This window comes from Halomonas sp. OfavH-34-E (assembly GCF_024124525.1).
GTDB lineage: Bacteria > Pseudomonadota > Gammaproteobacteria > Pseudomonadales > Halomonadaceae > Halomonas > Halomonas litopenaei.
On the sequence record NZ_JAMXRY010000066.1, the window covers coordinates 1 to 23,521 of the forward strand.

The window sequence follows — 23,521 nt, forward strand, 5'->3', positions numbered from 1 at the left end:
GATCGAGTGGCGAGCATTTTACCGATTTCTCGTTGCCCGTCAAGTGGAGAATTTTTCGAAGACTTGAAAAAGCCTTTTCAAAACAATCACTTTACCACCCTTCACCGCCTGTGACGTTTGCTCGTCGTCGGCAGCGGATGCGTACTTTACGGATCGGGGCCGGCCTTGGCAAGCACTTCGTGTAAAAAAATTTCACGCCACCGTCATCTGCATGACATCCCCGACAAGGCGACGAGGAAGGCGCCAAGAAATTGCAGCAAACCGCCGGGGCTTTCCCTGCTTATCTGGCTCGTCATGGAGCATCCACTGACGTGTCGAATCGGCCTAGGCGTCGCCGCCTTCCACGATGCCGCCGAGCTCACAGGCGATCCCTGCCGGAATCTGCTCATCTGGATTGGCAAGCCGCATGGCCAAGGCGAAGGTCCCGCTCGAAGCGTCGATCACCGGGTCCACATGGATGACCTCCGCTGAATAGCGTTGCCCCACCGGGCTCGATAACGTTACCTCGATGACATCTCCTGCAGCGATTCTTCCGTAAGCGGCCAGCGGCAAAGCGGCCTCGATGCGTAGCGGATCGAGCTGAACCAGTTCAAGCACCGGCGTGGCGTCAACGAATTCGCCCTCCTCCGCCAGGCGTTCGCTCACCCACCCATCGAAGGGAGCCCGCGTCGTGAGCTGTTGCAGACGTGCATTGGCGAGATTGACCTGCAGGCGGGCCAGGCGAAGCTCGGTATCGATCTCGTCACGTTCGCTCTCGCTGAGCATATTGCGCTCGATCATTCGCTGGTTTCGCTGCATGCGTCGTGACGCATAGGCGGCGCGAGAACGCTCCAGTTCGACACTGGCGGATTCGACATCCCGCATCAGCGAAAACAGCGGATCGCCAGCCGCCACCCGCACGCCCGCTTGTACGTCGATTCGCTCGATGACGCCCGGCACCTGGCTCGACAGAGCAGCCTGGCGACCTGGCTCCACCAGGCAGCTTATTTCACCAAATCCCGGTTCTTGCAGATCCGTGTCCTGCGCCAGTGCCGGCGCGGCGATGCATCCCAGGGCGACGATCAGTGATCTCGCTGCTTTCATGCGCACTTCCTTTCCATGACGGAGACAAGGGTTAAACAACGATCGGCTATCAGCGCAGACCATGGCCATACAGATCTGCCAGTGGGAAAAACCATAGAGCGAATGAAAGAAATGAACGCGCCTCTTTCCGCTCCATGCCACCTTCGCGCCATGCCACCTTCGCGCCATGCCACTTCCGCGCCACGCTACTCCCCTCTTCCGCTGAAACCCAGTTGGTCATCTTCACGCCAGTCGGCTTCGAGCAAACGTGCCCGCTCCCGGGCGTGGCGACGCTCCCTGGTCTGCTGCGCACGGCGCAGTCGTGTGGCAAGCCTTCCAAGACGGCGTTGCCAGCCATCCAGTTCCGTCAGCAATTCATCCTCTTCGGACAGCACCCACTCGACGCTGCCCGGATCGCCCTGGCGAGCGCAGCGCCCCATGATCTGACGATCTATCCGCGCAGCGTCGTGATGGCCCGCCAGGATCACGTGCAGGCCGCCCGCACCACGAGTCACCGGATCAAGCGGAATATCGGTCCCGCGTCCTGCCATGCTGGTGGCAAGGGTGACCGCCCCTGGCACCCCGGCTGCGGCGACGACCGCAGCTTCGTCGGCGTCCTGGCGAGCGCTCAGTACTCGGTGTGCAATGTCGTTGGCCTTGAGTCTCGCCGAAAGCGCTTCGGCATCAGCGAGGCTGACGGTGGTCACCAGCACAGCACGCCCTTGCGCGACGAGAGAAGGAAGACGTTGGCAGATCCATTCCCACTTGGCCGCCTTCGTGTCGCAACGCATCACCTTGCCGAGACGACGCCGGCCAGGCCGATGGGGAGGCACCGTCACCACCTTCTGACGGTAAGTCGTCCAGAGTTCGCGCCGCACCTCCCTGGCCGTACCGGTCATACCCGACAGGTGGCGATAGCGGCGAAAGAAACGCTGGTAGGTCAGACGCGCCAGGGTAATGTTGGGATCGCTGGGCTCGCACCCTTCGCGGCGCTCGATCATCTGCTGCAACCCCTTTTCCCAGCGCCGATCCTCCATCACCCGGCCGGTGTGCTCGTCAATGATCAGCACCTTGCCATCCCGTACCAGGTAGTGGACGTCACGTTGAAAGTGGTGCTGCGCCAGCAGAGCCTGCTGGATCAACCACTGCTGACGGGAACGTCCCTGCCAGTGCCCGGCCATCGACTGGCGGGACAGTCGTTCGACCTGCGATTCCAGATAACGCTTGCCGCTGTCGGTCAACAACAGCTGCCCCTGTTCCCGCACGAAGTGCTCGTCCTCGACAAAGCGCTTCGCCATGGCGATGGCCTCATCGACAAGCGCAATATCCAGTGCACCCTCGCCGGCGGGGCCAGACAGGATCAAGGGAGTCCGCGCCTCGTCCATCAGCACGCTGTCGGCCTCGTCGACGATGGCGAAGTGCAGCCCTCTGAGCAGCAGCCTGTGGCTGGTGAGACGCCCCTGCAGTCGTGCAGCGTGGGCGCTCAAGGGGTGACGCCTGGTGCCCAGCTCCTGGGTGTCCCGCAGGTAGTCGAATACCAGTTCCTTGTTGGTGCAGTAGACCACATCCGCCGAGTAGGCCCTGCGCCTTTCGGCGGGCGTCATGCCGTGGACCACCGAGGCCACCGAGAGACCCAGGCGGGCGTAGACGGGGCCCATCTTGTCGGCGTCCCTTGACGCCAGGTAGTCGTTGACCGTGATGATGTGCACCGGGATGCCGGCCAGGGCGGCGGTAGCAGCCGGCAGAGTGGCCGTCAGGGTCTTGCCCTCGCCGGTCTGCATTTCCGCTACCTGTCCCTTCAGTAGGACCATGCCCCCCAACAGCTGCACGTCGTGGTGTGCCATGCCCAGTTCACGTCGTGCCACTTCCCTGACCAGGGCGAAAGCACGTGGCCATAGCCACCCAACCACGCCGCGACGGCGCAACGCCTGGCGCAGAAGGCCAGCCTGCGCATCAAGCGCGGTGTCGTCGAGTCGTGACAGCTGCCGCGCATGCCAGTGAAGGACGGGAAGACGGCAACGCAAGACCCATCGTCTGACCGAGGAGGGCCCGCCGAGGCTTGCCCTCAACCCATGCCAGGCCCGTTCCAGTGCACCAGGTGCTGACACCGGGCGCTCGGCGCGGCTGATGACGTCTGCGGGAACTCGTGTCAGCATCGACTCAGCGCTCGAACAGGCGCAGGAAGGAACGCCGGACCTGCCGCCACACGCGGAATCCAATCGGCTCCGGTGTGTGCTCGATACGCACCTGGACACCTTGACCCAGGCGCACCCTTGCAGCGCTCTCGATCAGGCTTGTGGCGCTGAAGTCCGCCAGATGATGCCGACGAAAGGCCCTCAGCGGCTCGCCTTCCCCCGACGCCGCCGTGGGGTCCAGGGCAACATCGCCTCCGCCCTTCTGGGTGAGACTCAGGCTCGGCACCTCATGACTGGCGCCAGGGGACAACCGCAGCAGGTGCGAGGCGACGGCCTTCGCATCACCGCCGGTACGCACGCTGACGCTGCGCCGGTCGTCGCGCACGAGTTCCGCCTGGTGGGTCGGCACCAGCGCCCGCACTCGCAGGTCACCGGATTTGACCAGCACCCCGAGGGCCTGGCCGCGGCGAACATGGCTACCCAGGAGGGGCGCCCCTTCGGGCATCATCCAGCGTCCATCGTGGGGGCTCGTCAGCAATGTCGCCGCCGCTCTGCGCCTGGCATCGACCAGCTGACCATCGACCAGGCGCTGAGTCTCCGCCAGCACCGACAGCGCCTGCGGGTCGCGAATGTCGGCCTGCTGCTGCTGCTGAATTTCCCGTGCCCTGGCCTCGAGCAGCCTCACCTCGGCGTCGAGTTCCGGTGCTGCGATACGGGCAATCGGGTCGCCGGTGCGAAGTGGCTGCCCTTGTATCGCCATCAGTTCGACCAGCTCACCGCTGACACCGGACCGCAGGCGCGCGGGCTCGGCAGAATCGATCACTCCCTTGAGGGTGGTGGCGTGAGGCGCGGGTACCAGCAGCAGGCCCGCCAGCAGCAACGCCAGGCCGCCGAGCAACCAGCTCCAGGCGCGAGTGCGAGAACCTTCGAGTTGGCTATCCACAGACATGGCCTTCAACAGCTTGAACAGGGGCAACAGCAGCGTCATGGTCACCGACCACAGCGCCAGCAGGATACCGATGAACAGGTACTGGGTGGCGACGAAGGTGGCGATGACCACCATGATGATCAGTCGGTAGACGAAGGACAGCACTGCATAGGCCACCAGCCACCAGGCCTCCTTGAGCGAACCGGCCTGACCGCTGACATCGCGACGTCCCAGCAGGTAGCGCTTGACCACGTAGGTGAGCTGCTGGTTGGCGCGGGAAAACAGATTCGGAATTTCCAGGTAGTCGGCCAGCACGTAGTAGGCGTCGAAGCGCAGCAGCGGGTTGCCGTTGAACATCAGGGTCGAGACACCGCCGATCAACATGACGTTGAAGGCCAGCGAGCGAACAACGCCAGGCTCGGCCATGGCCCACACCAGCATGGCCGCCGCCGCCAGCCAGAGTTCGACCAGCACCCCGGCGGCCCCGACCAGCATACGCTTGCCCTTGTCCGGGCAGGCCGCAGCGGCGCTGGCGTCGACGTAGGGTACCGGGAAAAAGACCAGCAGCATCACCCCGATCTCGTGGACCTCGCCGCCCGCGTCGCGGGTGGCCCAGGCGTGCCCCAGTTCGTGCAGGGTCTTGATCAACGGGTAGACCAGTGCCATCAGCAACAGATTGTCGACCCCCAGCACCCGATCGGCCAGGTTGTCGCTCAGCTGCGTCCAGTGGATGCCTGCGACCACCAGCGCCAGCACCACGGTCGCCAGCCACAGCACCGCGCCCAGCGGGCCCAGCAGCGGCCTTACCAGCGGGTAGCTCGCGGCGACGAAGCGCTCCGGATCCAGCAGCGGGATGCGGATGCCCAGCGGCGACTTGATCAGCTGCAGCCACTTGCTGCGACGCTGCCGCGTCTGACGCCGTGACAGTTCCTCGATATTGATGTCTTCGTGCCCCGAAAGCAGATTGGCACGATGCAAGCGACCGATCAGGGTGACCAGTTCCTGCTGTGTCGGCATGGCTTCGCCCAAAGACCGGCTGACCTGATGCCAGATGTCGTCGAGGGTGCGTCGTCCATCGAGTCGCCCGATGATCTGATAGGACTCCGGCGTAAAACGATGCACCTGTCCAGTCAGGGAATCGTGCAGCACGTACCACGGCTCGCCGCGATACTCGTGGCGTGACAAACGCGCATGCCGGCGCAGGCGCAGGCGTAGATCGGCGACTCGGTGCCAGTGCTGGCTGAACAGTGCAGTGGTCATGATTCACCCCCACCAGCGCCACAGCGTCAGCTTGAGCCAGTCTCGCAGCCCGCGAGTCCAGATCTCGATCAGCGGACCTTCGCCGACCTCGACCCGCGCAATACCCGACAACCCTGGGCGCAGCAAGCGTTCCACCTGCCGGGGGTCAACCTCGCCGGCGTTCATCTCCAGGCGAGCCTCGACGATAAAGCGGGTCTGACCTTCACCGCTGGTGCTCCGGGGTGTGATCCGCTCGACCACCAGCGGCCAACGCTTGCCGGTCATCGAGGCGAGCACCATCGAGCCATGCTGGGTCGGCGCCAGATCATCGATACGGCCCTCGGGCACGGCCAGGTCCAGGCGAAACCCGTCCAGCGGAGAGACGCGAAACAGCTCCTCGCCCTGCTCGGTCACCGCGCCCAGTCGCTGGGTCAGGTCGCCACTGACCACCACCCCATCGAAGGGCGCGACCAGGGTGGCCCGATTGAGCCTGGACTCGACCAGCGCAACCCGTGCCTCGGCCTGCTCTCGCTGAGCCGCCAGCACGTTGAGCCCGGCGCGATCACCACGCGCGCGGGACTCCTGCTCCTGGCGTGACAGCTTGGCGATTTCGCTCTGCCATTGCAGCCGTTCCAGCAGTAGCTCCCGGGTTTCCATGCTCGCCAGCACCTGCCCGCGCTCGACACGATCACCGGCTCGCACGCTGGTTGCCTCGAGATACCCCCGGAACGGCGCCGAGATCACCCGCTGCACACGACTTTCGACGGTCACCTCCGCCGCCACCTCGTCCACCGTGGTGATCAGGGTGGAGGCGACCAGCAGAGCCACCAGCGCCAGCACTACCAGCTTGAGCCCGAGATGTCCCGGTCCAAGCAGGCGCCCCAGTTGCTCGCCAGCAGATGCCAGCGCCTTGACCACCAGCGGCCGGTCGTTGCGCCTTTTCTCCTCCAGCGCACGGGTGCATAGCGCCAGCAGACTCTCCAGCGCCTCGATCTCGTCGAGGGTAAAGGGTCGATCGCGTTCCAGGGTCACGGCGCCACGCGCCACCCCATCGTCGAGGCAGGGTACGCTGACCACCGAAGGAACACCGCCGAGGGCGACCAGCTCCTGATGGGCCAGCTGGACACCGCCATCGTGCCGCCCTGCCGCACCTTCCACGGGAGGACAAGCCACGCTGGCCAACTGGTCGAGCGCCTCATCCATCGCCGCCGCCGTGGCCTTCACTCGATTCATCTTGCGATTGAACTGGGCGCTGTGGGAAATCTGCAACACGCGACAACTGGCACCGCGGCGCCAGCCGAGGCTTACGCGTTCGGCACCGAACTGCTCGGCCAGACGGGTCACCAGCTGTGCCGAGGCTGCGGCGAAGGTAGCCTCCGACAGCACGCCGGCCAGCAGGGACAGGCGGTCCCCGAGTACCGCCTGGTGTCGCAGCATGTCTTCTTGCCGCTCACTCATCAGGTCCCGTTCCAGCGCAGCGACACCTTCCTCGAGTCGCTGCATCAGTGGCACCAGGGACTGACGTGCCCGCGCCACACCGTCGTCGGAGGTGTCGCGCAGGCCTGGCGGAATCGCCAGGCTCAGCGCTACCGCGCCTGCCACCTCGCCATCCATGCTCACCGGATAGCCGATGCCCAGGTGCGCCTCATTCAGTTGGCTGACCATGCCACTGGCCACCTCGGCGACCTCACTTGCCAGCGCCAACAGTGCCTCGCCGGCGCCCTCGCCCTCGCTGAGGCCCGGCCACAGCGCCACTGGCTCGATGCCGGATCGCCCACGCCACGCCATCAATCCCTCGACCAGCCGCACCTCATCGACAGCGCCGCTGCGCTCACAGTGCCGGGCCAGCCAGTGCTGCATCCGTTCACGCATGGACGCTTCAACGTCGCCCCTTGCCTCGTCTAGCAGCATACCGCTCCCGCTGGCCCGTTCAGGCCCCTCATCAAGGTGTCAATCAAGACGTCTCCTCATCGTCATCCTTGCGCAGCCGACGCCATTGCTCGGCGGCCTGTTCACGTCGAAGCGTCTTGAGTCTGTCGGTGTGGTCGGTGGACGACGTCATGGCTCGGGCGACACCCCAGCCAGCGCCGGCCAGCGCCGCTGCCAGGCCACCCAGTGCCGAACTGCCCATGGCATCTTGCTGTTCGGCAGGGTCGGACGCATCTGCCTCGCTCGACACCTTGGGCGATACCTCAGTCGACGCCGGTGAGCCTGCCGCCTGTGGCGACTGTTCCAGAGTTGCGTCATCGACCGACGGTGCCGCCTCGAGCGACTCACTACCCTCCGCAGCGTCTGGCGCAGTTGGCACGCTGCCGGCAGCCGGGGGAGCGGCGAACAGCGGCAAGCCGCTGATCATGCCACCGCGACTGTCATGGTGGGCCGCCCAACCAGCGACAACACCACGTAGATCCTCGGGTCCCTGACTCGGAGCCACCGCTGCCGGACGGTTGTTCGAGACCATCGCCTCGCCCAGGGCGAACGCGGTGCGATCCATCCAGTTCCAGGCGGCCAGGCGGCCGCCTGGCTCCTGCTCACGGTAGAGGTTCTGCTGCGCACCGCGCACCAGATCCAGCTTGCCCTGAGCCAGGGTCACGATGGAGGTGACACGCTCGACCTCCGGCACGTTCGTCGAACCGGCAGAGGCCACACTCAACCGTACTCGGCCATATTCGCCGATCAGGATGTCGAAGCCGTAGTCACCACCGAAGCCGTCGAAGCCGGCACCGCCCATCGCCACATCGTGGCCCAGTCCGGTCAGGATGACGTCGTCGCTACCTTCGAAGTTATCGATGGTCTCGATAGTGATCAGCCCTGGCACGCGAGTCACCCGAGCGAAATCGCCCATCAGAATATCGTTACCGGCGCCGCCCTCGAGCGTGTCCTGGCCACCACCACCCAGCAGCACATCGCGATCGATGCCGCCAATCAGGTGATTGTCGCTGCGCAGGGCAATATTGCCGGTTTCCGCCAGGCGGTAACGGCCGGTGGTATCACTGAGAATGCGGCCGTCATCGGCGATGGCCACGGTCTCGCCGCCGGCGTTGACAAGGGTATCGGCGCCGACACCGCCAATCGCCTGATCCCGGCCCACTCCCAGCAGGATGACGTCATCCCCACCGGTGCCCTGGCGCCGATCGAGGCTCTTCACCTCCTGGCGAACACCATCTTGTGCGGTGATCGACCCATTGTCCCCAATGACCACGTTGTCGCCGCCAAGGGCACTGATGCGTTCACCACCAAACCCGCCGATGATCCAGTCATCACCTTTGCCGGTAGTGATGATATCTACCCCGCCGATGGCGAAATGAAGGGACGCAAAGGACGTCACCACGCCATTGGCGTCGAACAGTACCTCGGCGTGATCACCCGCTACCTTGTCAGCACCAGCGGCGGAGGTGATGACATCGTCGCCTTCGGCGCCGATCACCAGGTTGCCACCGCTGCCGACACTGACGCTATCCGCCGCGCCGTGGCCGTGCGCCAGCGAACGCGCGCTCACCAGATGTCCCGCTGCGTTCCACTCCAGGCGACCGAGGTCGGCAAGCACCGTGCTGGTCTGATCACCCGTAATGATGACATCGCTGCCCGCACCACCGACGATCTCATTGCGACCGGCATTGACGCCGATGCGATCCTGTCCCGCCACCGCCGATGCGGTACTGGTCATCGTCCTCAACACCGAGGTGTCGTCCCACTGGAGTCGCCCATTGTCACCGATCAACTGGTGACGACTGGTGGCCGAGGCGGTGGTGATCGAAAGCCGATCATCGCCAGCGCCGCCGATGGCCGTGACCGAACCGGCATTCACCTCGAGGGTGTCGTCACCGCCGATGGCAGTCGCACTGGAGGCGGCGCTCAACAACACTCCGCTGGCACTCTGGCGCAGAGAACCGTTATCGCCAAACAGCAGGTGACGGGCGTCGACCGATGCTGCGCTGATCTCGATGGTGTCCGCACCGGCGCCACCCAGAGCGGTGACCGAACCCGACTCGACAGCCACACGATCGGCGCCGCCGACGTTGGGCGTCAGACTATCGCCGTTGACCAGCACGCCGACGTCGGTCCAGCTCAGGGTGCCGCGATCGGCCAGCACCACATGGCGCGCCCCGTCGCCGGCCTTGACGATCTCGATCAGGTCACTGCCCACCCCACCGATGACCACGGAGTGGCCACCGCTCAAGCGAATGCTGTCGTCCCCGCCGCGGGTATTCAGCATAGCCTCCGTCTCGCTGGCGGCAGTATCGGACGCCAGGCGGGAAGTCGCACTGACCAGGACACCCGCGGCGTTCCACTCAAGCAGACCATGGTCACCGATCGCCACGCTGGCACTGCGCACAGGCGAGGCGACAGCCACGCTGTCATTGCCACCGGTGCTGAGGCTGTCACTGCCTTCTCCGCCGATCAGGACGTTGCGACCATCACCACCGTCAAGACGATCCGCTGCCCCATTGGCGCTTGGCAGCGTGACCAGTTCACGCACCTGGGTGCCCACCACGTCCAGCCGGGCGTAGTCGCCCACCAGCAGGTCATCACCGCTGCGACCGCCGCTGGTCGAGCTGCCACCGTAAAGCACGTCAGACCCGCCACCCCCCAGCAGCAAGTCATTGCCCTCGCCGCCGAACAGTCGGTCGCCTCCGTCGTGGATACTGTCCTTGAGCACCAGCGTGGCACCACTGGACAGATCGTTCACCACCTTCAAGGTAACCTTGGCGTTGTCACCGATCAGCCAGTCGGAAGCGCCGCCTCCGCTCAGGACGTCGTTGCCACTGCCACCGATCAACAGGTTGTCGCCGCCGCTGACGCTCAAGCTGTCATCGCCGCCCGACGCCATGTCGACGCCTTCCACCGCGATCACCCGCTGACTATCGAGCAGTCGCAGGCCCGCCTCTCCGGGGCGAGCCTCCAGCTGGATCACGCCGTGGTCCCCCAGCAGGATGTCGTTGCCTCCTCCAGTACTCAGCACGTCATCACCGGCTGTGAGGCTATCTCCGGTCGGATGGGCAATCGCTGCGGCGCTGGCATGCACCGTCATCACCGTATCGGCCTGGCTGAGGCGTCGGGAAACATCCACGTCGATGCCACCATCGCCGTACAGATGGTTGTTACCGCCCTTTTCATCACTCAGACGGTCATCGCCGGATCCACCAAACAGCTGGTCATCACCGAGGCCGCCAATCAGCGTATCCGCGCCGGCGCCACCCACCAGCACCACGCCACCGATGGCCTGACTGGCGTCCAGCAGATTATCACCGGCCTCCAGGAACGGCTGAGCCAGCAGCGTCGGCCGGCCGCCGACGGCGCTGTAGCGCTCGCCACTGCGAGAGGTATCGCCGAACACCACCAGCGGCATCTGCCACTGATAGCCACCGCTCACCCGGATGTGGTCATCACCGCCGCCACCGTGAACCACACTAAGCGGCATTTCACGAATGACACGGCCACTGCTGGCACTCACCACTCCGTCGAGCACCAGCGCCCCGGCGCTGGTGATGTCGCGAATCAACAGACGCTGTTCGCCGACCAGTACGCTGTCACCAGCGCGGAAGCCATCTGCGTACCAGCTGCCGGCACTACGATTCAGCTGGGAAACACCCGCCACCGTCTGTGCCTGCCAGTCGCCGTCGAAGGCCACCGGATCGGCATCGATGGCAAGCTGATCATCGCCTGCCCCCATCAGCGCCTCGAAGACCTCGACACCGTGGAAATGAACCCCTCGCTCGGTATCGATGGTACCGCCCACACCATTGTCCTGGGACAGCACACCTTCACTCATGCCGAGCCCGCTGACCCGCTCGGCACCAATGACACCAGACAGGTCGGCCACGCTGGCATCCACGTGCAGCACCAGGTTGTCGCTATCCTCATGCGCGGTGCCGGAGGTCTCGGCGGCCAGCGCGCTGACACCTTCAGAAGGTAGCATCAGCGGCACAGACGGCACCGGCGTATCGGCGACAGTGCCCCCTTCGACGATCAGCGGTCCCTGAATGTCGGACAGACGCCGTTCGGTGACAAACTGCATGCCCGCCTCGACCGGAGCCCGATATCGGGTCTCCGCCACCACCTCGACGGCCACCTTGTCGGCCCAGTTGCTGGCGTCGAACACCACCGCAGGTGTGGTGACGGAGGTCAGCGTCAGGCTGTCACCGACCCAGCTTCCCAGGGTATCGTCGGACATCAGGTGCAGCCTTCCCTGGGCATCGATGTGGTTGATCCGCAGACGCCCGGCAATGCTCGATCCCGAGCCATCTTCCAGGCTCAGGTAGCGCCCGGTCTGGGCCCCCAGCGATGCCCAGTCGCCACCTTCCAGGACCAGAATCGCCCCGGCTCCCTGCGCGGCCAGCACCGTCACGCTGCGCTCACCGTCGAACAGGGTATCCAGCACGATGCGCCCACCCAGGGGGAACTCGGTCTGGCCATCGCTGTTGAGATGGACCCTGACCTCAGCGCTCGGCGCCTTGGTCAGCCTCAGGGTGTAGCTGTCGCTGCCGCCCAGGGTAGAGACTCGGGTACCGCCATCCGACTGCTCCACCACCAGCCCAGCGCTGTCATCGTCGTGGACGCTGACGTCGACCTTGCTCGAGGCTCGCTCGGCAAACGAGCTGGCCTGCCCCAGATTGCTGGAGATATCGAAGCCCAGCTGGGCGTCGATCCGGTCTTCGATGTCGGTGTTGCCGAGCGCCTCCAGCACAAGCGTCTGGGGCTTGTCCCAGTTGGAGGCATCGAAGCTCAGGGTGGCGCCGTGCTTTGCCACCAGACGACCGCCGAAGGCCGACAGATCCACGCTGACCGTGATCACCTCACCGGCCTGGGGCGCCACCGACAGGCGCACTTCGAGGCTGCCGGACTGAGCCGACGCACCCTCGCCTTCGATCACCTGGAGTCGATCCTGGGCCGTGGACACCACCACATCTCCGCGCGTCGCATCGAATACCGTGATCTCGGTATCGGCGATGGGCTGATCCAGCAGCGAGGCCAACGCCTGGGGCAACGGAGACGACGAGGGCGTCTCGACCTGGGCCAGATAGCTGATCGCCACCTGTCGAGTCCCTTCGACCAGACCATCGGTCGGCGCCTTGACGAATATCTGCTGGCGCGGTGACCAGCTGCCCCCGGTGAACACGAAGTCCACGGTGATCGCCTGGGAAAACTCGCCCAAAGCGTCGAGTGACAGAAGCAGCGTCTCGGCCGACGCCGCGCCCGCCGCGTGACGGTCCTGAGTCGACGCCATGCTGGCCGACAGTGTCAGCGTCACCCTGCTGCCCTCGGCGATACCGGAGATCGGCAGGTTCGTCGACAGCCAGTAAGCGGCAGCGTCGCCGCCTTCCACCACCCGCGTCGCCCCACCGGGCTGCTCGACCAGGATGGCACCGTGCTCGGGGCTAGCCACCTGCACCGTCAGCGCCTCGGCCAGAAGATTTGCGTAGGCCTCGTCAGCGGACACCGTGCCATGGCCCACCAGGCTGCTGGCACCCCTGGCGTCAATCGCCTTCACCTCGCCGCTGACGTCCCCCGCCACCTGGATCTGGTCACTGCCGAGACCACCGATGACCTCAGTCAGTACGCTTTCGCGGGTGCTCAGCACCTGAATCCGATCGTCTCCCGCTCCGGCCTCGACGCGCACACGCTCGAGATCGTCATGGGACAGATTGAGCCCAGCGCCAAACACGGCACCCGCGGTGATCACGAAGTTGTCCTCGGCGCTGCTGCCGAAGGCACTCAGACTGTCGTAGCCGTCTTCGCCATCAAGTGCCAGAGGCGCCTGGGTGGCGTAGACCTGATACTGATCGTTGCCCTGGCCCCCCAGCACGCTCATTGCCTGGCCGTTGCCTCGACTGACAAAGCCGTCGCCGGCCTGGGTCACCGCGATATCATCGCCCACGACGACGCCCGAGGCGTAGACGCCCGCGCTGGCCGTGCCTACAGGGTTCGGATGCTCGCCGTACTGCTGGCCAATCTCGAAGCGATCGTCGCCGCGACCTCCGTCCAGCGTCATCACGGTCGATGAGCCATCGACCACGAAGCGGTCGGCGCCGTCGTGGCCATTGATGGTCACCCGGGCGTTGATGCTGGCCCCCACATCGATACGCTCCACGGCGCTGCCAGCCTCGGCCAGGCGCGCAACGAAGTTGTCGCGGACCAGGAACAGATCGCCCGTGGTAGACGCCGTCGTCTGGGCCCGGACCATACTGCCGTCATAGTTGTCGTAGCCACGACCTTCGATGAACAGGGAGTCCGCTCCGGCATTGCTGGCACCGCTGTCGAGAACGCGAATGCGGTAGTCGCCCTGATCCGCCTGGCGCGTGACAATCCGGTGCTCGTCGCTGCCGGAACCACCATCCAGGGTCAACAGCGCCTGGCGATCATTGAGCTCCACCACGGTCAGACGATCCTTGCCGCCGTCGCCGGCCACCAGCATGGCGCCCACCAGGGTATCGGCATGGATCAACATGTCGTCGTTGCCGCTGCCACCCCGGAAGCCCATGTCGTCGGTCACCGCGATATCGCCGTGCACATGCAGAATATCGTTGTCGTCGCCCAGATCGACGGCGATTGACCCTGCGCGATGCCGGCCATCGAAGAGCAGACGATCGTCTCCCGCACGAGTCACCACCGTCAGGCTGTCGGCAAACTGCCATTGACCCAGGAAGGACACCAGATCGTCGCCATCCCCGCTGTCTACCGACAAGGTGTCGGCCCGGTGATCGCCATTGAAGGTAACAGTATCGGTACCGGCACCAGAGGTGACCTTGGCCGCGGTGGTGACGGTCAGGCCTTCGGTCACGCCCAGGGTATTGGCGCCCTCGCCCATGGCGAGGGAGAGCGAGCCGGCCTGGATGCTGGCGTCGAAGGTGATGCGGTCATCGCCCTCTCTGGTCGTCACATCAAAGGCGTTGGTCACGCCCAGTGAGTTGTTGACGGACAGCACGTTATTCCCGGCGCCTAGCGCCAGACTCAGCGAGCCCGCCTGATGGGTGCCGTTGAAGGTGACGGTGTCCACACCCGATCCGGCGGTGACACTGGCCGCTGCGGTGACCGTCAAGTCTTCTGTCACGTCCAGGGCGTTGGCACCCTCGCCCATGGCGAGGGAGAGCGAGCCGGCCTGGATACTGGCGTCGAAGGTGATGCGGTCATCGCCTTCTTCGGTTGTCACACCAAAGGCGTTGGTCACCGTCAGGCTGTCTTTAACGGACAGCACGTTATCGCCGGCGCCCAGCGACAGACTCAGCGAGCCGGCCTGATGGGTGCCGTTGAAGGTGACGGTGTCGACGCCGGAGCCGGCGGTGACACTGGCCGCTGCGGTGACGGTAAGGTCTTGGGTCACGTCCAGGGTGTTGGCACCCTCGCCCATGGCGAGGGAGAGCGAGCCGGCCTGGATGCTGGCGTCGAAGGTGAAGCGGTCATCGCCTTCTTCGGTCGTCACACCAAAGGCGTCGGTTACCGTCAGGCTGTTTTTGACGCTCAGCACGTTATTCCCGGCGCCCAGCGCCAGGCTCAGCGAGCCGACCTGATGGGTGCCGTTGAAGGTGACGGTGTCGACGCCGGAGCCGGCGGTGACACTGGCCGCTGCGGTGACGGTGAGGTCTCGAGTCACGCCCAGGGTGTTGGCGCCCTCGCCCATGGCGATGGAGAGCGAGCCGGCCTGGACGCTGGCGTCGAAGGTCAGGGAGTCATCGCCCTCTTCGGTCGTGACATCAAAGGCGTTGGTTACCGTCAGGCTGTCTTTGACGCTCAGCACGTTATCGCCGGCTCCCAGCGACAGACTCAGCGAGCCCGCCTGATGGGTGCCGTTAAAGGTAACGGTGTCGACGCCGGTGCCAGCGATGACACTGGCCGCTGCGGTAACGGTGAGGTCCTCGGTCACGCCCAGGGTGTTGGCACCCTCGCCCATGGCGATGGAGAGCGAGCCGGCCTGGATGCTGGCGTCAAAGGTGATGCGGTCATCGCCACCCGTGGTTTCGACATCGAAGGCGTTGGTCACGCCAAGTGAGTTGTTGACGCTCAGCACGTTATCGCCGGCGCCCAGCGACAGGTTCAGCGAGTCCGCCTGATGGCTGCCGTTGAAGGTGACGGTGTCGACACCGGAGCCGGCGGTGACACTGGCCAGACCATCGACGGTCAGGTCTTGGGTCACGTCCAGGGTGTTGGCGCCCTCGCCCATGGCGAGGGAGAGCGAGCCGGCCTGGATGCTGGCGTCGAAGGTGAAGCGGTCATCGCCTTCTTCGGTCGTCACACCAAAGGCGTTGGTTACCGTCAGGCTGTCTTTGACGCTCAGCACGTTATTCCCGGCGCCCAGCGACAGACTCAGCGAGGCGGCCTGATGGGTGCCGTTAAAGGTGACGCTGTCCACACCCGATCCGGCGATGACACTCGCCGCTGCGGTGACGGTAAGGTCTCGAGTCACGTCCAGGGTGTTGGCGCCATCGCCCATGGCGATGGAGAGCGAGCCGGCCTGGATGCTGGCGTCAAAGGTGATGCGGTCATCGCCCTCTCTGGTCGTGACATCGAAGGCGTTGGTCACGCCCAGTGAGTTGTTGACGGACAGCACGTTATTCCCGGCGCCCAGCGCCAGGCTCAGCGAGTCCGCCTGATGGGTGCCGTTAAAGGTGACGCTGTCCACACCCGATCCGGCGGTGACTTCGGCCAGACCATCGACGGTAAGGTCTCGAGTCACGTCCAGGGTATTGGCGCCCTCGCCCATGGCGATGGAGAGCGAACCGGCCTGGATGCTGGCGTCGAAGGTCAGGGAGTCATCGCCCTCTCCGGTCGTCACATCAAAGGAGTTGGTTACCGTCAGGCTGTCTTTGACGCTCAGCACGTTATTCCCGGCGCCCAGCGCCAGGCTCAGCGAGCCCGCCTGATGGGTGCCGTTAAAGGTAACGGTGTCGACGCCGGAGCCGGCGGTGACTTCGGCCAGGCCGTCGACGGTAAGGTCTCGAGTCACGTCCAGGGTGTTGGCGCCATCGCCCATGGCGATGGAGAGAGAACCTGCCTGGATGCTGCCATCGAAGGTGATGCGGTCATCACCACCCGTGGTTTCGACATCAAAGGCGTCGGTCACGCCCAGTGAGTTGTTGACGGACAGCACGTTATCGCCGGCGCCCAGCGCCAGGCTCAGCGAGCCTGCCTGGTGGGTGCCGTTAAAGGTGACGGTGTCCACACCAGCGCCGGCGGTGACACTGCCCAGGCCGGTGACGGTGAGGTCTTCGGTCACGCCCAGGGTGTTGGCACCCTCGCCCATGGCGATGGAGAGCGAGCCGGCCTGGATGCTGGCGTCGAAGGTGATGCGGTCGTCGCCACCAGTGGTTTCGACATCGAAGGCATTGGTGACGGTGAGTGTGTCGCTTACGCTCAGGACGTTATCGCCGGCGCCCAGCGACAGACTCAGCGAGCCGACCTGATGGGTGCCGTTGAAGGTAACGGTGTCGACGCCTGCGTTGCCGTCGATTCTCAGGCTCGCCGCCTCGACACTACCCTCGATAGTGACGCTATTGTCACCATCGCCGCCGGCAATGTTGAGTTGCTGGGCGATGTCCAGGCTACCCTGCTGGGTCAGCGCATCATTGCCGGCGCCCAGCGCCACACTCATGCTGTCGGCTTTCAGGCTTGCACCCGCCGCGATCAGTACCGTCTGGCGCTTGTCACCTCCTTCCAGAGTGATATCACCGGCCACTGTCCAGTCACCACGCAATTCGACCTTGGCCTCCGGCGTGTCCCGGAAGGCGGGCTGGTCTTCATCTGGCGTGTCGACCTTCATCACCACATGGCGCGCGGCCTTCACGATGATGTCGTTGGCCTTGAATAGCAGATCGTCGCCCGCGGTCATCAGGATGTCGCGACCGGCATCCAGCGTCACCCCTGCCTCGATGTGCAGGTAGTCTTCGTTGTCATTGGCGTCAGAGGTGTTTTCCCTGGCCGTCAGCACGATATCGCCATCAGCCGAAACGATATCCTCGGTCACCGTGATCGGACTGTTGGCGGTTATCTCGATATCGCCGGTGGCCGTCAGTCCCAGACCATGGATGGTCAGATGTCCGGTGTTGTTGAGGTAGACCTTGCCGTCGCGGGACTGGCCTTCCAGGGTACCGATACGGGAGGTCAGCACCTTGCTCTTGGTACCCACGTCCTTGACCGCGATCAGACGTACCCCGGCGGTCAACAGGTTGAACGTCTCGTTGGCACCCAGGGCGCTGTAGATGGCGCCCTGCGAGAACACGAACGCCAGTGCATCGGTGGAGCCCGCCGGCCCCGCCTGCACGGTTCCCAGCCGCAGATCACCCTTCACCTCACGCACGAACACGGAATCGGCGCTATCGATATCGACGCGCCCCGCGGTGTCATCGGTGACCAGCGCCAGCAGGCGATCGGCGGCGCCGACTCCGCCGAAGCCGGTCTCGAGCTGCAGCGTTTTCGCCTCGATGTCGCCGCGGAATTCATCGGCATGGGTCGCGATGATGGAGTTGAGCGCGCTGAGTTCGACCCGCTCCCCCCCCTTGATATGGCCGACCCTGAGATTGCCATCCACCGCCGCCAGGTAGACGTCTTCGCCGGCATCGACGGTGACGACACCATCGCCGCGCGTGGCCAGCTCGATGGCGTTGGTCGCCTGGCCCACGCTGTCGCCGGCGATCAAGGTGACATTGTTGGCCAACACCTTGAGCAGGTCATGGTTCAGCCCGTCGATGATGCTGCCCGCGGCCTTCAGCCACAGGTCGCCGCGCTCGGTGAACAGGGTCGAGATCGCCAGATCCCCCTCGATCTCGTGCAGCGAGATATCGCCCTGAGCGCGTGCGGTCAGGGTGGCGGCATCGGTCAGGGCCAGCTTGAGCGGTGCACTGGCGCCGGAACCGATCTGCCCGCTGGCCGCTTCCAGCACCAGATCCGAGGTGCGTATGACCAGGTCGGCACCGGAGGACGTGGCCGCCAGGATCGATCCGGACACCTTGACCCTGGCGTCCTGTCCGGCCACCAGCTTGGCCAGGCGAATATCGGTCTCCGACACCACGTAGGCCGAGTTGGCGGCGGTGATAAAGGTATCGCCTGCGTTTTCGATGGCGAAGTCATCGATCAGGTTGATCGAGATGTAGCGAATCAACTGCTCACCGCTACTGACCTGGGTCTGGGGGTCCAGCAACACCGTTGCCAGCTCCACCTGGGCACCAAGCTCGCCGACCACCTCCAGCGCGGTGGACAGCTCCAGCGTGCCGCCGCTTATCGCGGTCACGGTGTAGTAACGTCCATTCTCGGTCACATTGAGCGACTTGCCGGCAAGATCGACGGCCTCGCCCACCTTGAACACGCTGGTATCCCAGCTCTGCCCGTCGGTGCGCACCAGCTTGACCGTGGTCACGCCCTGGTCGCGCTGGATATCAAGGAAGTCCACCACGGCGCTCTGTGGCGCCTGCTTGAGGTAGGTGACATCGGCCCGTTCGGCGGCGGACAGCAGTACCCGCTGCTCGTCGGAGAGCCCGGTCAGCCCACCTGACATGTCGAGCAGCTCGCGTCCGCGGGCCACACCGACACTGTCGCCGGCGATCAGGGTGATATCGCCCCCGGCAATCACGTTGGGTTCCTGAATCTCGGTGCGAGTATCGGTGGTTTCCTGCAACAGGCCCGCGCCGATCAGCGACAGCAGCTCCTGCTCGGTCCACACCTTGATGCTGCCGCGCACCTGCTCCTTCTCTGCCGCGCTAAGGGTGACCTTGAAGCTTGCGTCCTGGTACTCGGTCGCACTGCCGTAGACGTCATACAGCTCGTGGTAGATATCGGTGCGATCGGACTCGATGCCCGTGAGGCGAGCCTCGATCTGGGCGTCGTCGAGACCCTGGTCGGCGAAACGCTGACGATAGGCGTCACGCTCCGCCTGGGACAGCCTGATCACCTGATCGCTGGCGTAGAACGCCACACGCCGGTAGGTCAAGGTGTTGCCCTGGGCCACGCCAGCCCCGGAGGCCAGGATCAACCCTTCTGCGCTGAGGTCGGTCAGACTGTCGATGGTGAAGTAGCTGCCATCGGCCCGATAGAAACGATGCTCGACGCGGGCATCACCGGCGGCGATGTCCGGCGCGCTGAGGCGCAGCTCGTCACGTACTTCCAGGGTGCCGCCGCTACCATCGCTGATCTGACGCACAAGACCGAGCAGGATGGCCCCGCTGTCGACGCTGAGCACACTGTAGCTGGTGCCATCGGCCAAGCCGCCGATCCAGTCGTCGGAGGTTGCCTGGCGGTAGTTCCAGTAGGTGTTGTACTCCTGGGTCTTGCGGGTTGCCAGGTCGTCCTGGGCGTCCTGAATCTTCTGCTCGGCGGCGCTGCCGACCAGATTGAGCTGTGACCAGACGCCGTCACGCAATTGCTCGACCGTACGTTCATCGACCGTGGCGGCGTCATTGCGGTCGAGCAGATTCCCCGCGGCACGCACCCAGACGTCGCCCAGGCGGCTTTCGACCCGTTCGATCCCCAGGTCCCCGCTGAGCTGATCGATGGCAATATCGCCACCGGCCACGGCATTGAGACGGCCATCGGCGTGCTGGGCCAGGGTCAGGGGGGCGGCCAAGGAGCCGATCGCATCGTCGGCCGCCAGACTCAGGTTGTTGCCCTTGACGTGGACACCGCCAAGGGCACTGCCCGCCTTGAGTGAGCCTTCGGCAGACAGGCTGACGTCGCCCCAGCCGCTGTGGGCGCGCAGCACGATCAGGTCAGCGTTTTCGTGCGCCAGATTCAGCGGACCACGCTCGGTCACGGCGTCCACCGTCATGGTCATCGCCGCAGCGCCGCCAGCGCCCTCGATGGACAGGAGCTTCAACGCCGAACCATCACCGATACCGTCCGCTGCGCGCAATACCACGCTGGCGCCGGAGACCCGCACATCACGGGTCGGGTCATTGTAGTGAAGAATCTGGCCATCGCTGTCGATGCGTGTCTCGCCGTTGTAGTTGGCCAGATCCCCGAGCACCACCACGTCGCCCACCGAATCGATATTGATCGAACCCGTAGCCTGGCCGAAGAAGCTGATATCCACCGACTTGTTGGCGGCCACCGAGTGGGTGTGCAGGATCTGACTCGACTGTTCCTGGACGAACTTGGCGTAGTGGGTCTTCTTGCCATACCAGGTGCTGGTCGACCACTTGTCGACGAGCTGCGGATCGGTCCACTCGCTGGCATTGACCTCGCTCTTGTTGTACTGATAGCCGGACTCGCTGCTGGTATAGAAGTAGGACAGCGAATCCTGCAGGCGCCCAGGCGATATCTCGGATTCGCCCCAGTTCAGGGTATCCGGGTCGGCGGCAAAGGCGTCGATTCCCGCCCAGGCGCTGGAGGCGGTCTGAGCATAACGTCGCTTGGAGCTGTCCTGGACCACGCTGAAGCCGTAGCGCACATCACTGTCCGGCGTATAGCTGTAGGTCTTGCCAGGATCGGCGAAGTCGTAGCGATACTCGGTCACCAGGGGATTGGTACTGGAACCCTTGTACTTGTCGGCGATCCGTAGATAGCCCTCGCCATGACGGCTGACGTCGAGATCCCCCACCGCCAGGGTGTAGGAAGTGTTGTTGGTGATATTGATCGCACCATAGCCCCCCAGCACCTCAAGCTTGCCGTTGCCGGTATTGGCGATGTGACCGGTGATATCCAGCTTGCCGCCGCTGATGGCAAGGCCGGTGACCTCTATCTGGCGAGTATGGCCATTGAAGATCACCAGGGCGTCGCCGGAGGACGCCGACAGCGTCAGGTTACCGCTGGAGCCGCTGCGGATGTGGTCGGCGATACGCTGGGCATCGGCGGCGCCGATGGTCAGGTCGTAGCCGTCGACGCCGGCACGAATATAGCCGTTGAGGTTGACGTATTCGGCATCGATGACGATGCTGCGCGCCTCCACTTGTGGGCTCGCGCTAGCGCTGTTGGCGATCGCGGATAGCGCATCAGCGTCCAGCGCCCCTGCGCCATCGTCGCCATCGGCTCGCACCGCGGCAGCATCCGCATTACCCCCGGGGTTGAACTGTGACAGCCCCTTGATCGTCAGTTCGCCCGGCGAGCTCAACAGGATGCTTTCAGCGCGCATCTCGTTTTCCACCGAGATGGATCCCTTGGCGTAGCCGATCAGCTCACCGGAAATATTGCGGGTCAGCCCACCGAACACCAGGCTCGAGGGCGGAGCGGTGTCAAAGATTCGTCGGTCGTAGAGCGACTCCGCGTCGCTGTAGCCAAGCGCCCCCATCAGCACGTCGCGGATCTTCTTCTGGTTGGCGTCGTCCTCGCTGAAGGCAACACCGTAGCTGTTGACCACGGTGATGCGCGGCTGGCCATTCTGAGCGCCAGGGTCTCCCTCCACCTTCAAGCCGGCGCTCACGCTCGCGTTGATGGCGTCGATCTCGGCGCTGGAAGCCACCTGGGTCAGGTTCAGGTAGAGCCCCCCGGTAACCTGGGGAATCTCGATATCGCCCAGTACCATGCGCGAGGGCGCCTTGTTGAGGATGGTGATGCTGGCGTCGGTGGGCGCCTCGACAACGCCGTCACCGCTCAAGTCGTCGGCGTAGACGTAGACCGCCCCCGCCTGGGCCCAGACGTCATCCAGGGTGATGGTCAATTCGTCCACCCGACTGACGATCAGCTGGCCGTTGACCTTCTCGCCATAGCCTTCATCGACCAGGGCCTGCTCGAGGCGCGCGATCTCGCCCTGGTAGAAGTCGACCAGCCGGGTATTGCCGGAGTTGCGATAGACGTTGTATGCCTCGCGAATGCGTTGAAGTTCGTCGACCAGTCCGCTCTGACCCGGAGTGACGCTCACCGCGAAACCAATATCGTCATGGCCGGATTCGGCCACGATATAGTTGCCACTATTGGCCACCTTGGCCGCTAGCTGGTCCTCGAGGGCTGCCATTTCGGCTTCTTTCTGGGTGCGCTCGGCGGGGGTCAGGCTGGTGCTGTTGAGCGCTTCTGCGAGGGCATTGATGCGCGAATTGAGATCCGCGATGTCTTGCTGTTCCTGCGTTACGTCGATCACCCCGAGCACCAGCGTCTTGTGGCGCCCCAGGCCGGTTTCCACCCGGCCGTCGATAATCACGTCGGCGTCGGCGTCGGTCTCGACATCGCCGTCCACCAGTTGAGCGCCGCCGCTGCCGAGGGCGGCGTCGATGGCGCTGCCCACCGCCGACAGCCAGTTGACGCCCTTGGCCCGCGCCTCCATGTCGCTGAAGCCAAAGCGCTCGGTAAAAAGCAGGATATCCCGCGCACCGATGACCTCGGCCCCGCTTGCCACCTCGATGCGGTTGGTCTGGTCCATCTTGGCCAGGGCGTTGAGGTCATCGATCGGAATGATGCTGCCGGCGAAGCTGTCGAGCACCGCGCTGACCGCGTAGCGATCACGCTCGCCCTGGGCACTGCCACCGGCCACGATATCGATATTGCCAAGCGCGGACACCTTGGCACCACCGCGCACGGTGACCCTGTTGTCCGGAGTCACCACCACCTTGGCGCTGCCCACCCCGACGGTGGCCGCGCCATAGGTATCCATCAGCAGGGTCGCCGCCAGGTCGCCGCCGCCACGGGCCGACATCAGCAGTTCGCCCTGGCTGACCAGCTCGGCGTTGCTCTTGATCTCGACGCTGGCGGCCAGATTGGTGGTCAGGATGTCCACCGTGATACCGGCGCCGGAGGCCAGGCCGCCGGCGGTCAGGTTGACCTTCTCCTTGAACACCACCTGGTTCTTCGCCGCCAGGCGCAGATCACCGTCACTGGTGTGCAGGTACGCACCCGCACCGACCACCACTCGGGTATTCAGATCGAGACGGGCGACGCTGGAGGCGCCGGCGCCGGCCACCGCACCACCGGCCACCCCACGGATATTGCCATCGTCGGTGCCTGCCAGACGCTGCTTGTCCAGCCGGGTATCGCTGAATACGTCGATCGCCGCAGCCTTGACCAGCGCCTTGTCACCGACCTCGGCCAGGGTATTGGCGGTAATCCAGTAGCGCGACTCGGCACCGCTTCCGGCGAACACGCCCCCGGAGACACTCATGATGCGGGCGTCGACGTCGAAGCTCTGATCGGCGTGTACGGTCAGCAGGCCGCTGTTGCCGGCAGCCTTCACCAGCAGCAGTTCGGCGGCGCCGATCAGCGCTTCGGTGGTGGCATGCTGGGTGACGTGGGTGGCGGCGCCGGCGCC

The 23,521-nt window shown here is 64.8% G+C and carries 5 protein-coding genes; all 5 read right to left on the bottom strand.

What is annotated here, in order from left to right; translation table 11 throughout:
• Window positions 1–324: 324 nt before the first annotated feature.
• The 5 genes from NH448_RS20895 to NH448_RS20915 are packed head-to-tail and all read right to left on the bottom strand — an operon-like array spanning window position 325 to window position 23,374.
• Window positions 325–1,251, bottom strand: coding sequence for an efflux RND transporter periplasmic adaptor subunit (locus NH448_RS20895; protein WP_253029376.1), 927 nt, complete (start codon window positions 1,249–1,251; stop codon window positions 325–327).
• Window positions 1,252–1,268: 17 nt separating this feature from the next.
• Window positions 1,269–3,218 carry a DEAD/DEAH box helicase gene (locus NH448_RS20900; protein WP_253029377.1) on the bottom strand — a complete coding sequence of 650 codons (1,950 nt, stop codon included), beginning with the start codon at window positions 3,216–3,218 and terminating at the stop codon, window positions 1,269–1,271.
• A gap of 4 nt (window positions 3,219–3,222) precedes the next feature.
• Window positions 3,223–5,385, bottom strand: a complete 2,163-nt coding sequence (locus NH448_RS20905; protein WP_253029378.1) for a peptidase M50 — start codon at window positions 5,383–5,385, stop codon at window positions 3,223–3,225.
• Window positions 5,386–5,388: 3 nt separating this feature from the next.
• Window positions 5,389–7,275 carry an efflux RND transporter periplasmic adaptor subunit gene (locus NH448_RS20910; RefSeq protein WP_253029379.1) on the bottom strand — a complete coding sequence of 629 codons (1,887 nt, stop codon included), beginning with the start codon at window positions 7,273–7,275 and terminating at the stop codon, window positions 5,389–5,391.
• A gap of 43 nt (window positions 7,276–7,318) precedes the next feature.
• Window positions 7,319–23,374: a hypothetical protein gene (locus NH448_RS20915; protein ID WP_253029380.1), complete on the bottom strand. Its 16,056-nt coding sequence runs from the start codon at window positions 23,372–23,374 to the stop codon at window positions 7,319–7,321.
• Between the last annotated feature and the right edge of the window lie 147 nt (window positions 23,375–23,521).

Excerpts from the sequence above, each read along its gene's own strand:
- NH448_RS20895 (WP_253029376.1), bottom strand. The coding sequence starts at position 1,251 with ATGGCGCGAAGGTGGCATGGCGCGAAGGTGGCATGGAGCGGAAAGAGG.
- NH448_RS20900 (WP_253029377.1), bottom strand. The coding sequence starts at position 3,218 with ATGCTGACACGAGTTCCCGCAGACGTCATCAGCCGCGCCGAGCGCCCG.
- NH448_RS20905 (WP_253029378.1), bottom strand. The coding sequence starts at position 5,385 with ATGACCACTGCACTGTTCAGCCAGCACTGGCACCGAGTCGCCGATCTA.
- NH448_RS20910 (WP_253029379.1), bottom strand. The coding sequence starts at position 7,275 with ATGCTGCTAGACGAGGCAAGGGGCGACGTTGAAGCGTCCATGCGTGAA.
- NH448_RS20915 (WP_253029380.1), bottom strand. The coding sequence starts at position 23,374 with ATGAGTGTCTCCGGGGGCGTGTTCGCCGGAAGCGGTGCCGAGTCGCGC.